Below are 13,207 nucleotides of genomic sequence, written 5' to 3' on the forward strand. Positions count from 1 at the left end.
AATGACAGTGAATGAAAAAACGATGCGAAAAAGCAGATGGCAGACAGTAATCTTTCTTCTTATTATCATCCTTCTTACCTATTTATCATCAGCTATTACAACCTTTAACTTTGTAGAGGGGATGGCGACAATTCCTGAAGCCATTGGTTGGATCTTTTCCAACTTAATGGTGACACAGGAATCGCTTGATAAATTGCCAAAGATCTTGGAAAAATTAGCTGAAACCATCTTTATGTCTATTGCGGCCACAACGATCGCGGCTGTTGTCTCTCTCTTTTTAGGAGTAGTGGGATCAAAAACAACAAAAGTGAATAACTTCTTAAGTGTATTTGCCCGTTTTATAGCTTCCATATCTAGAAATATCCCCGTTGTCGCGTGGTCGTTGGTTTTGCTTATTTCTTTCGGACAAAATTCCGTAACAGGATTTCTTGCTCTATTTGTTGGGACGGTAGGGTTTTTAACAAGGGCATTTATCGAATCGATTGATGAAGCCAGCCAAAGCTCTGTTGAAGCATTAACGGCAACAGGGGCAACCTATTTCCAAATCGTGGGGAAGGCTGTAATTCCACAATGTTTGCCACAGATGATCAGTTGGGTGTTGTTTATGGTTGAAACGAATATTCGAAATGCCACATTGGTAGGAATCTTAACAGGAACGGGAATTGGTTATACCTTTGATATGTATTACAAGATGCTAAATTATGAGGTTGTAGCCCTTGTGACAGTATGTATTGTCATTACCGTAATTATTGTAGATCTTATTTCAAATTATGTACGGAAGGTGATTCTATAATGGAAGCAACCTACATGAAAAGAAAGAAAGACGGTCGTATTCATATAAAATCGGGTAACAAAGGGGATGGAGTCATAAGATGGACATTAATGATTCTAACACTTTTGACCGTTGTTTCCTTTCTTTTCTTTAACTATGCGGGGCTGGATTTAGGCTCAGCGATTACAGAAACCGCTTATAACTTGAAAGTGATGTTTTTGGAGCCGACATTGAATCATTTTGATTTTGGAGAAGCCATCTATCAAGTTGGAATTACACTTGGTTTGGCGTTCTTAGCTACGATTATTGGTGCAGTTATTGCTTTTTTCCTTTCTTTGATGGCTGCAACGAATTTAGCTCCCCTATGGGTATCAAGAATGGTTCGCGTATTTGTTGCGATTATTCGGGCTGTTCCAACGGTGTTATGGGTGTTAATCTTTGCGATTGCCGCTGGGTTGGGAAGTGAAGCGGCGGTTCTTGGTATGTTATTTCACTCGATTGCTTATTTAGTAAAAGCTTTTTCAGAGGCATTTGAAGAAGTCGATAAAGGAATCTTTGAGGCACTGCAATCAACTGGTGCGAACTGGTGGCATATTGTAAAAAGTGGTGTCGTACCGTCTACTTTTACCTATTTATTATCATGGACTTTCTTACGGTTTGAAATCAACTTCGGTGTAGCCGTAGCAATGGGGGCGGCGGCAGGAGCAGGCGGAATTGGGTTTGAGCTTTTTATGGCTTCTAGCTTCTACTTTGATATGCGAGAGGTTGGCTTTATTACCTACGCTATTTTTATCATTGCCTTTTTATTAGAGATCATTTCAACCCGTCTGAAAAAACGTTACTTCCCAGCAACTTCTGACTAAATCATAGACGAAGGAGAATATAGGAACGATGATTCACTACAAACTTTTAACACCTGGACCGTTGACGACGACAAGCAGTGTGAAAGAGGAAATGCTGTTGGACCGTTGTACGTGGGACAATGACTATAAAATCATTACGCAAAAAATAAGAGCTAAGCTTCTTGAATTGGCAGGAGCAGACAAAGTAGAATATACAGCTGTCCTCATGCAAGGAAGTGGAACGTTTGCTGTTGAAGCTGTGATGAATTCTGCTCTTTCGAACCAAGATAAGGCTTTAATTATCACGAACGGAGCATATGGAGAAAGAATTGTTAAAATAGCCAAATACATGGGTCTAGCATTTAGGGAATATCGTGTAGCTTACAATGAATGTCCAAATGAAGAAGAAATTAGAAATATTTTAATAGAGGATCAGGACATTTCGCATATGGTCATGGTTCACTGTGAAACAACAACAGGTATATTAAATCCAATTGAGATGGTTTCGAAACTATCAAAGAAATTTGAGAAAACGTTAATCATTGATGCCATGAGCAGTTTTGGTGGAATGGAGATTGACGTTCCTGGACTAGGGATTGATTATTTAATCAGCAGCGCCAATAAATGCATTCAAGGAGTTCCAGGGTTTGGATTTGTCATTGCTAGAATAGAGAAATTACTAGCTTGTGAGGGAAATTCTCGCAGTTTGTCACTAGATTTATATGATCAATGGAAGGAAATGGACAAAGATGGAAAATGGCGCTTCACGTCTCCAACACATGTAGTGGCTGCATTTTCTAAAGCTCTTGATGAATTAGACGAAGAAGGAGGCATTCCAGCGAGATTTCTACGCTATCAGAAGAATAATCAAAATTTAAGAGAGAGGCTAAATAAAATAGGATTTCAAGCCTATATATCAGAAGAAAAGCAATCTCCTATAATTACAGCCTTCCGTTTTCCGAATGACGACTTTAACTTTGAGCACTTTTATACATTTGTTAAGGAGAGAGGCTATGTTCTTTATCCGGGGAAATTGACAAATGAAAGTACCTTTCGCATCGGAAATATTGGGGAGATTGATGAAAAAGATATTGAAGAGTTATGCGATATTATAGAAACCTACATGGGAGTGGTGAAAAAATGAACAGAGTTGAAGGAGTTATTTTTGATTGGGCCGGTACGACAGTCGACTTTGGTTGCTTTGCACCAGTAAAGGTGTTTATTGATATTTTCAAACAGGCAGGGATTGGGGTGTCAATGAAAGAGGCAAGAGAACCAATGGGAATGTTGAAAATTGACCATATCCGTGCGATGCTATCCATGCCTAGAATTTCGACAAAATGGGAAGAAGTATACAAAAGACCCTTTAATGAACAAGACGTAAAGAAGCTATATGCTGAATTTGAACCCGTACTCATGTCTTCTTTAATCGAGTATACAGATCCCATTCCAGAGGTGGTGGAGACGGTACAAGCATTAAGAAGTCAAGGATTGAAAATCGGTTCCACTACAGGATATACACAAACCATGATGGATGTTGTGATTCCAAATGCCTTGAAAAAAGGCTATGGTCCAGACTTTTATATGACACCGGATGGAACCGATTCGTTTGGAAGACCATATCCGTATATGATTTATCGGAATATGGAAGCCTTACAGTTATCGGCATCTTGGAAGGTCGTAAAAGTAGGAGATACGACCTCAGATATAAAAGAAGCGGTCAATGCAGGTGTTTGGGCAGTAGGTGTTGTAATCGGCAGCTCTGAAATGGGATTAAGTTTCGATGAATTTCATGCTCTATCAAAAGAGGATCAAGAGAAAGTGATTTCTCAAACAGAAGAATCCTTTTTACAAAATGGAGCGGATTTTACCATCAAATCAATGAGCGAACTGCCACAATTAATCGAAAGAATCAATCATCTTATTTCAGAAGGAAAAAGACCTAATGCTAAATAAGCTAGACTAGTTAACGTCAAAGGTGATAGTCGTAAGGAAAATGACTATTCAGAATTGGGCAAACGAGAGCAAACCTTTATTACTGGTTTGGCTCTTTTTTAATTTCTCAAATTATTTCCTATTTGTATACGGAAAGAAGAAAAAATTTATAAAACAACATGTTCATGGAAATTAAATGAATTGAAAAATTGGATCCGATCGTTTTATTGCTATTTTTTTGCATTAGTGGTCTTTTCAATCTAATAAAAGTACCATAATCATACATTTAGACAATTTTCTTCTTCAATGAATAGATCCTAATGGTTCGATAAGTACGAACGGCGAACCATTTAATGGAAGAAGATTTTTAAACAAAACTGGTTAGTTATGTAAATATGGGTGGGTGATAATCGTACTTAACCCCCTATGAAAATAAAATTTGGTTCAAAACTAAAAAAGTAGTATGGGACTTGTACGATAGCGGTAGAAGTGTCATCAAAAAATAACCCTATTTCATTAGCTTTTTAACTGTTTTCGTTGATACGTAGATAGTACGACTCCTCCCACTATAAATAGGGAACCTAAAATCTCTGTACTAGTTATTGGTTTATATAGCAAGATCAATCCCATTAACATTGCTACAAAAGGTTCTAAATTAGATAATATTGATGCCTTTGAAGCATCTACATGTCTAATGTTGTTGTTCCAAATCAAGTTCGCTATACCGTGTACAACAACGGCAGTTCCGATTAGAAAAACCCAATCAGACAACTTCGTGCTTATACGTATGGGAGTGTCTAGTAAAAAGGCAAAAGGGATCGACACAATAAAGCCTACTATATTCGAATATAAAGTAATGGTAAGTGGATCCATTCTTTGAGAGAGAAGTTTCGTCATAATAATCATAATGGCGAATGTAATCATCGTTATTAAAATCCAAAATAAACCTTTATCAAAATGTAAAGAAGATGGATTGCCTGTCGTTACAACATAGTAAATTCCTATAATTGCCATAATAGACCCCATCAACATACGAATGGTTAATTTTTCTTTTAAAAAAATAGTGGCTAAAAAGCCAGTTAAAATAGGGGTAGTTGCTAAAATTAATGCAGCTGTTGTTGGATCCGCTGTTTTTAATCCTACAAAAAAAGACCATTGGTTTATAAATACACCAATAACCCCTAGAAACAAAACCGCGAGTAAATCAGATTTATTTACACGTTTAAAATGTTTTTTGAAGGAGGATAAACCTATTAAAAATAGTACAATAAATAAAAGTCTAAGCATGGTTAGCAAAGTTGGGGAAAAGTCTTGGACTAAAATCTTTCCAAAAACAAAATTGCTTCCCCATACCACTACACAAATGGTTAGCAAAGTATATGCTTTTAACATTTTTCTTTCCCTTTCTATAACAAAATAACAACTAGCCTAGTTTAACATAAAAAGTATCATTTACAAGTCGGCCGACGTTTTCTAAACAACCTTAAACTAGGGGGGATTTAGACATTTACAAATCTCCTTTTGAATTATGTTTTTCCATTAGATGGCTTTCCTGTAGCAAGGATTAGCGCTTATTTCCATTTTAAATCCATAATGAGGAAAAGGAATTATTAGATAGTTAGTAGAATTCCTATTGGGATGAGAGAGACAAATTGGTAAGGTTGTACTAAAGTTTCGTCTGATGGATAAAGGGAGCGATGTTAATGAAAAAATTGAGTCTGTTTATTTTTATTTTGCTATTATTAACGGGCTGTCGATCGACACCATTTGATGCACAAAGCGAAATTGATTGGGTCGATTTTATTAAATGGGACGGAAAAGAATACGATGGAATCCATTCCGGAGTTTTAGCTGATAATCGCTATGTAGGAGAAAAGATGGGTACGATCAAATTTAAAATGGCGGACAACGTAACAAATCAAAGTTATAAAATTAGAAACGGTGATGCTGCGTTCCACGAGAAAGGTACTGAGATTTTTAAAATTAAGGATCAACCTAATTTAATAGCCGTTAAGTCTGTTCATTCCATAAATGGATACAATGTATATTTTGCAAGAGATGATATTGAATACAGATGGCATTTTAAAGATATGCCGATCGAAAAAGTTAAGAGAATCGAGATTTACCAGGCTTATACACCAGAAGGAAATAAACTGATTTCTACATTGACAAAAAGCGAAGAAGTAAAGAACTTTATTCAACTATTAGTAAACAGCGAAACAAATCCTGATTTCCAGCCTAACACAGAAAGAGGAGATCCTATTTTTTACGAAATGGTTTTTTATACGGAAGAACCAATTGCCTACAAATATAGCATGCAGTTCGATGGATACACCTATTTTTGGCATCCTTGGGATACCTCCATTTTATCTGATGATATAAAGATATATATTCATGAAAACTAAACGTGAAATGATTTTGTAGTCGCAGCGACGCCCTGAATAACTTATACACCTCAATCATTTTGCAATAGAATGGAAGAACATAACGGGGAAGAAGAAATGAAAAAGACAACATATACGGTGACGGATTTTGCATGGCAAAATTTCCTTTTGAATCAAGAGTACCGTCCGAGACTTCTGAAAAAGTGTTTATTTGGATTCGTTTGTAGACATAGAAAGGGAGTAGAGAAGCTAGAACATCTACATATTGTAGCTGATCTAGCTTCTTTTCTTTTTAAATAGAAATTTTTTTAGTAACCTCGTACTGCCCCGTGTTTCTATATCGATGGAAGTAATCTATTTCTGGAATTAAAATGATGTAGGTTTTGGTAGTATAATTATTAATCTTTATGAATAATTTTTCAAAGAAGAATGTATAGGTAATTAATATATTTGCAGACTTTGTTACGATGCGCTTATTGCACAATCAGTCCATTTTAATAGAGGATGAATTTCAAGAATAAATGGATACTTATGGAAATGCTATTATTTAGTTTATGAAAGATTGTACCTTTCTATCTTCACCAATACTTATACAATTTCCTCAATATTATTATCTAAAATTAACGAATGCTATTAACATAAAAGTTATGTATTAAATCAATCATTTAATCATTTAAAATTTGAAAATAATAGATAATAGGCCATTCATATAAATTTCCTAATTTTTTAATAAAATGTACATAAAGTTATGGCTAATTTGTTAACAATTGTAAGTTTGTGATGAATTAAACAATCGAAATTGATAATATTCAAGTGCATATATAATATGCATACATTATACATAATAGGAGTGACACACGTGAAGAAAAAAGGATGGCTAACACTAATCTTAATTGGTATTTTTATGTTAGTTATGGCGGGCTGTAGTTCAAATGGAGACAGCAAAAAAACTGCTGGAGAAGCAGAAGGGAAATATACTCCCGGAACATACGAAGGTGTTTCAACAGGCCATGGCGGCGAAATTAAAGCAACAGTAACAGTATCAAAAGATAAAATTGAAAGTATTGAAATTTCTGCTGAAGGTGAAACAGGAAGTATCGGCGGAGGTGCAACTGATCAGTTAACAGAAGAAATCATCGCTACACAGAGTTTAGCTGTAGACGTAGTTTCAGGTGCAAGTGAATCAAGTGCAGGTATTATTGAAGCAGTAACACTAGCGCTTGAAAAAGCTGGTGCAGATATTGATGCTTTAAAAGATCCAGCTAATAAATTAGTAGTTAAGAATGAAAAACAAGAAGACATTACCGTAGATGTGGCTGTTGTTGGATCGGGCGGAGCAGGTTTGTCTGCAGCAGTAAAAGCAAAAGAAGCTGGAAAATCAGTTGTTATTCTTGAAAAAATGCCAATCATTGGTGGTAACACTAACCGTGCTACAGGCGGTATGAACGTAGCTGGAACAGAGTATCAAAAAGCACAAGGTATTGAGGATTCAAAAGAGGTTTGGTACGCAGACACAATGAAGGGCGGAAAGAATCTAAATGATCCGGAATTGCTTCAAACATTAGTAGACAATGCACCGGATGCTCTAAAATGGCTGAATGATATGGGCGCTGATCTTACACGCGTTACCCTTTCAGGTGGGCAAACAAATGCACGTATTCACACTCCTGCAGATGGTTCTCCTGTAGGTCCAGTAATCGTTGACGTATTGTCAAAAAAATTAGAAGAGCTTGATGTAAAAATTTTACTAAATACGAAAGCTGAGAAATTAATTGAAAAAGATGGTGCTGTTGTTGGTATCGAAGCTGTTGATAAAAACGGTGAATCATTCAAAGTAAATGCAAAAGCAGTCGTTTTAGCAACAGGAGGATTTGGTGCAAACAGTAAAATGGTTGAAGAATACCGTCCTGATTTAAAAGGATTCTACACAACAAACCATGATGGGGCAACTGGTGATGGAATTGTGATGGCACAGGAAGTTGGCGCTGATTTAATGCAAATAGATCAAATTCAAATTCACCCAACGACAGACCCTAAAACAGGATATCTATTTACTGAAGGACTTCGTGGTGACGGTGCTATCCTGGTAAACAAAGAAGCAAAGCGTTTCACAGATGAATTATTAACTCGTGACGTTGTATCACAAAATATTTTAAACCAAAAGGATGGTATAGCTTACCTGATTGTAAACCAAGAAATGGCTGATGAGAATAATTCTTTAGCTGGTTATATTGAAAACGGCTATGCAACAAAAGGAGAGGACATTGCCAGCCTTGCAAAAGAAGTTGGCTTAGATGCAACTACACTTGAAGACACAATGGCAAAATATACTGGCTTTGTTAAAAATGGAAAAGATGAGGAATTTGGAAGAGTGCATTTAACTCAAACCCTTGAAAATGGACCATTCTATGCAATTCCTGTAACTCCAAGCATTCACCACACAATGGGTGGACTAAAGGTTGACACGAAAACACATGTGTTAAACAAAGAAGGACAACCAATTGCAGGACTATATGCTGCTGGTGAACTAACTGGCGGTGTACATGGTGGTAATCGTATTGGAGGTAACGCTGTAGCAGATATCATCGTATTCGGACGTATTGCAGGACAAACTGCTGCAAGTGAAATTAAGTAATTGAAGTCTAATCCCCTAAAAACTCTAATATTTAGGGGGAGCACTTAAGCTCTCTTCAGGGTGTCGAGTTTTCTTGACACCTTTTTTATTTATTACCTAAACAATTCTAAAAAGGAATTAAAATAATTTCGAATGAAGAATTAGTTCCTGAATATCACTTTATTATGTAATCATTTTATTATGTTTGATTTATCAATTTGATAACAACGATTTCGTATAAAGTTCGACAAGCCCCAGTGAATTGTCGATGACGTGTTTTATAAAGTCTCTTTACTCAAACCTTTGCTCTTTGGGGATAAAGAGATGAATGAATTAGCATTCATTGTGAAACAACCTGTGGAACAAGATTATTCGGGAGTGTGAGAGGTATTTTTCCTGTAGATGCAAGAATTTCAAGTTATAATAACGGCAGGAGGTTGATAGTGTGAAAGCCATTCAAGTTACCGAGTTCGGTGGACCTGAAAAATTAGTTTATACAGATGTTGAGGAAGTAGTAGCAGGCAAGGGAGAGGTATGTGTTCGTTTATACGCCGCGGGTGTGAATCCGGCTGATGCCTATACATTAACAGGTACATATGCGACGATTCCTCCGTTGCCTTATACTCCAGGGGTAGACGGTGCAGGGATCGTGGAAGCGATTGGAGAAGATGTTACAAATGTACGTGTGGGGGATCGCGTATTTATTGCGACCCTAAATGGCAGTTATTGTACGGGCACATTTGCTCAAAAAGTAGTATGTGATAAAGCTAACGTTTATCCATTACCAGACCATATATCATTTGAACAAGGGGCGGCATTAGGAATCCCGGCATTGACTGCCTATCGTGCCTTATTTCAACGTGCAGACTTGAAGCCTGGTCAAACCGTTCTAGTTCATGGAGCTAGTGGTGGGGTTGGATTACAGGTTGTTCAAATGGCAAAAGCCCATGGTGCTAAAGTGATTGGAACAGCAAGTAAGCCAGAGGGGAAAAAACTAGTTGAGCAAGCTGGCGCAGATGTGGTCATGGATCATGTGACAGAAGCAACGATTCAAGAAGTGCTAGCCTTAACAGATGGCAAAGGACCCCATGTCATTATTGAGTTTTTAGCAAATGTTAATTTAGAAACAGATTTAAAGCTGATTTCACGATTTGGTAAAATTGTAGTGATTGGAAATCGCGGTTCAATCGAAATCAATCCACGACTTGCGATGCAAAAGGAATGTGATATTTTAGGAACGGCTCTTTGGAACGCAAACCAAGAAGAACGTGAGCAAAGCATTCACGGTATCATTGCTATGCTAAAAAGCGGCGCTCTTCGTCCGATTATTGGCACCACTTTGCCATTGCCAAAAGCGTCAGAGGCCTTTGAACAGCTAGCAAAAGGGATTGGAAATGGAAAAATGGTTTTAAGGATTGATTAATTATTTTACATCATTAATAAAATCTTCTTCAATTGGGCGCATTTCATTTAGAAATGCGTCTGTTTTCATTTTAGGGCCATTTAATGGGATGTTATAATGTGATGTAAAGTTTTAAAATGGTTAATAAAATTTCATTTTAGATATAGAAAAAGGCTATATCAAACGATAGATTTTAGGTCTTACGTTATATTCATTTTCCGATGATATACTTAATTTACAACAAGAAAACAGACATAAGGGAAGTAATTTCAGGAAACTTGCTGAAGTTAAAAAAGAACTTTCATGTGGCTATGAAATTTAATCCTAATATTCCTAATATTGCGAAAGATGTTGGGCGATTTGAGAAATAAATAATAGAAAGAGGAAAATGATGATGGCAAAAATACGAAGTTCAAACCTAGGCTATCCAAGAATCGGTAAAAAACGTGAATGGAAAAAAGCATTAGAAAAGTTTTGGAGTGGTGAAAGCACAGAAGCAGAATTGTTAAAGGAAACAAAGAAAATTCGCTTAGAAGGTTTAAGAAAACAACAGGAAAAAGGCATTGATCTCATTCCAGTCGGGGACTTTTCTCTATATGACCAGGTGTTGGATACTTCAGTTATGTTTGGGATTGTACCGAAGAGGTTTCAGAATAACGGTGGAAAGACATCTTTAGAAACGTATTTTTCGATTGCACGTGGAACGAAGGATGCTGTCGCTTCGGAGATGACAAAATGGTTTAATACAAACTATCACTATATCGTTCCTGAATTTGACGATGCTAAACCCTTTTTAGCAGAAAACCGTCTACTAACCTTCTATAAAGAAGCGAAAGAAGAGCTAGGGATTGAGGGGAAGCCCGTCATATTAGGTCCAATCACCTTTTTGAAACTAGGAAAGGGATATAAGCAAGCAGAATTTCCGCAATTATTACAGGCTTTTCTACCGTTATATATTCAAGTATTGCAGGAATTACAAGAGGCAGGGGTCAATTGGGTTCAAATAGATGAGCCAATCTTCGTAACGGATCTGTCTCAAAAGGATCTTCTAGAAATTAAGCAAGCCTATGAGGCTATCGCTAAGGCGGTTCCAGAAATTAAAATTATTTTACAAACGTATTTTGAATCTATTAGTTCTTATGAGTACATCGTTAATTTACCGGTAGCTGGAGTGGGGATTGATTTTGTTCATGGGGATTCGCTTAACGACTTGTGTGAATATGGCTTTCCAAAAGATAAGGTTCTTGCTGCTGGTGTCATTGATGGTCGAAATGTATGGCGTCAAGATTTAGAAAGTAAGCTCGGACTTGTGGAGACCATTGGGCAATTAGTAGATAAAGACCGCCTTATTATACAACCATCATGTTCATTGCTCCATGCTCCAGTAACGAAAAAAACTGAAACGACGTTAGATCCTATTATTAAAGATGCATTATCGTTTGCAGATGAAAAGCTCGAGGAAATTGTATTGATTGTGAAAGGAGTTCAAAACGGCAAAGAAAGTATTGCAGATAAACTTGAAGAAAGTAAGCGAGCAATTGAAGTTCTAAACAACTCAAAGTACCGTACAAAAACGGCTGGACAAATGAATGCAGATGCCCTAAATGCTGACCGTGAATTACCGTTTGCAAAAAGAATTTCCATTCAAAAAGAAATTTTAGGGCTTCCATTATTGCCAACCACAACGATTGGCAGTTTGCCACAAACGACAGAAGTAAGAAAACAGAGGTTGAAATGGCGCAAAGGTGATCTTTCTGACCGCGAATATGAACAATATATCGAAAATGAAATAGAAAAATGGATTAGAATTCAAGAAGAAATCGGTATTGATGTCTTAGTACACGGTGAATTCGAACGTACGGATATGGTTGAATTCTTTGGAGAGAAACTGAATGGATTTCTCGTAACGAAATTCGGTTGGGTCCAATCGTATGGTTCCCGTTGTGTAAAACCACCTTTGATATTTGGTGAAGTATCTTTTGATAAACCAATGACAGTAAAGGAAAGTGTGTATGCACAATCACTAACAAGCAAAAGAGTGAAAGGAATGCTAACAGGTCCTATCACAATGTTAAATTGGTCATTTGTCAGAGATGATATTCCTAGAGTCGATGTGTTAAATCAAATTGCCGTTGCATTACGTAAAGAAGTGGAAGAATTGGAGAGAAATGATATTAAAATTATTCAAGTAGATGAACCAGCACTTCGAGAAGGGTTACCACTAAAACGCGATAAATGGGATGAATACCTAAATGAAGCAGTCCATGCATTTAAACTTTCTACGGCATCTGTGGAAAATAGTACGCAAATTCATACGCATATGTGCTATTCGAGCTTTGGAGATATCTTTCATGCGATAAGTGGTTTAGATGCCGATGTCATTTCAATTGAAACATCGAGAAGTCATGGAGAGCTTATTACTACTTTTGAAGAAAATACGTATGACAAAGAAATTGGACTCGGAGTTTATGATATTCATAGCCCGCGAATTCCTGGCAAAAAAGAAGTTACGGAAAACATTAAACGAGCGTTAAAAACAATCCCAGCTAATCGGTTCTGGATCAACCCTGACTGCGGATTAAAAACAAGACAAGAACCTGAAACCATCGCTGCTTTAAAAATAATGGTTGAAGCTGCCAAAGAAGTAAGAAATGCCCAACTATATGTACAAAATTAAAGAAAAATCAGGTATACCTTATGGAGGGGGACAGGTTCTTTGTCCCCGTTCGATTTTGACGAGATGCGTTTATTAATTAGAAAAAAGCGTTTTAAAAGTGAACTGTGACCTCGAAATTTAGGTATGCGATGATAGAAAGTATTAAAAAAACCGCACTTTAATATGCGCCTAAAGTTGGCACAGGATTGGCAACTTCACATCACTAATCATGATCTTGGTGGATCTATCATTATTTATGTTCTTTTCCGATAACCTTTAAGTTACTATGCATGCTTAAAAATCATCATTGTAATCATAGCGAAATCCATCTTTTTGGGCAGAGACATTCTCTTCTTGCTGTGAATTGTCCGGTTTATTTTGTAAAACCTGATCTTTATTTTTTATTTTATTATGTTGTTGTTTTTTGTTTGTCTTCACTTAAGCGCCTCCTAAAAATCTTTTCACACCTATTATCCCTTACTTGATCACTGCTATTCCTACTAATGAGATAGTAAACTACGATTTTGATCCTGCAAGTATTGGTTTTGTTACCCATGTTTAGTATGCCCTTACTGATATAGGGGAAAATAATTTGGCATATA

General features: G+C 36.7%; 11 protein-coding genes. 9 read left to right on the forward strand and 2 right to left on the reverse strand.

Annotated elements, in window-relative coordinates; all coding sequences use genetic code 11:
- The first annotated feature begins 7 nt into the window (after positions 1–7).
- From phnE to phnX, 4 genes are read left to right on the forward strand one after another with little or no spacing between them, the layout of a single operon-like run.
- On the forward strand, positions 8–793 hold the full coding sequence (gene phnE, locus Q5760_RS10955; RefSeq protein ID WP_428912207.1) for a phosphonate ABC transporter, permease protein PhnE: 786 nt from the start codon (positions 8–10) through the stop codon (positions 791–793).
- The gene (locus Q5760_RS10960; protein WP_428912208.1) at positions 793–1,635 is read left to right on the forward strand and encodes an ABC transporter permease subunit; all 843 of its coding nucleotides are present in this window, start codon (positions 793–795) and stop codon (positions 1,633–1,635) included. The genes phnE and Q5760_RS10960 overlap by 1 nt, the downstream gene beginning before the upstream one ends.
- A gap of 28 nt (positions 1,636–1,663) precedes the next feature.
- Positions 1,664–2,758: a 2-aminoethylphosphonate--pyruvate transaminase gene (phnW, locus tag Q5760_RS10965; RefSeq protein ID WP_428912209.1), complete on the forward strand. Its 1,095-nt coding sequence runs from the start codon at positions 1,664–1,666 to the stop codon at positions 2,756–2,758.
- Complete coding sequence (phnX, locus tag Q5760_RS10970) at positions 2,755–3,570, forward strand: phosphonoacetaldehyde hydrolase (protein WP_428912210.1); 816 nt, start codon at positions 2,755–2,757, stop codon at positions 3,568–3,570. Before phnW ends, phnX begins: the two co-directional genes overlap by 4 nt.
- Before the next feature lie 495 nt (positions 3,571–4,065).
- On the opposite strand, the gene Q5760_RS10975 is transcribed toward phnX, so the two are convergent.
- The gene (locus tag Q5760_RS10975; protein ID WP_428912211.1) at positions 4,066–4,941 is read right to left on the reverse strand and encodes a DMT family transporter; all 876 of its coding nucleotides are present in this window, start codon (positions 4,939–4,941) and stop codon (positions 4,066–4,068) included.
- 311 nt (positions 4,942–5,252) lie between these two features.
- On the opposite strand from Q5760_RS10975, the gene Q5760_RS10980 reads away from it, so the two are divergent.
- From Q5760_RS10980 to metE, 5 genes are all read left to right on the forward strand, one after another.
- Positions 5,253–5,954, forward strand: a complete 702-nt coding sequence (locus Q5760_RS10980) for a hypothetical protein (RefSeq protein ID WP_428912212.1) — start codon at positions 5,253–5,255, stop codon at positions 5,952–5,954.
- A gap of 96 nt (positions 5,955–6,050) precedes the next feature.
- Complete coding sequence (locus tag Q5760_RS10985; RefSeq protein WP_428912213.1) at positions 6,051–6,233, forward strand: hypothetical protein; 183 nt, start codon at positions 6,051–6,053, stop codon at positions 6,231–6,233.
- Between the two features lie 559 nt (positions 6,234–6,792).
- Positions 6,793–8,568 carry a flavocytochrome c gene (locus tag Q5760_RS10990; RefSeq protein ID WP_428912214.1) on the forward strand — a complete coding sequence of 592 codons (1,776 nt, stop codon included), beginning with the start codon at positions 6,793–6,795 and terminating at the stop codon, positions 8,566–8,568.
- 424 nt (positions 8,569–8,992) lie between these two features.
- A complete protein-coding gene (locus Q5760_RS10995) occupies positions 8,993–9,970 on the forward strand; it encodes an NADPH:quinone reductase (protein ID WP_428912215.1) in 978 nt (325 codons plus the stop codon).
- Between the two features lie 373 nt (positions 9,971–10,343).
- Positions 10,344–12,626 carry a 5-methyltetrahydropteroyltriglutamate--homocysteine S-methyltransferase gene (gene metE / locus Q5760_RS11000; RefSeq protein WP_428912216.1) on the forward strand — a complete coding sequence of 761 codons (2,283 nt, stop codon included), beginning with the start codon at positions 10,344–10,346 and terminating at the stop codon, positions 12,624–12,626.
- Between the two features lie 273 nt (positions 12,627–12,899).
- On the opposite strand, the gene Q5760_RS11005 is transcribed toward metE, so the two are convergent.
- A complete protein-coding gene (locus Q5760_RS11005) occupies positions 12,900–13,043 on the reverse strand; it encodes a hypothetical protein (protein ID WP_428912217.1) in 144 nt (47 codons plus the stop codon).
- Positions 13,044–13,207: the final 164 nt, after the last annotated feature.

The sequence above is a fragment of the Niallia sp. Kr1 genome (genome assembly GCF_050389805.1).
Taxonomy (GTDB): Bacteria; Bacillota; Bacilli; order Bacillales; family Cytobacillaceae; genus Bacillus_BD.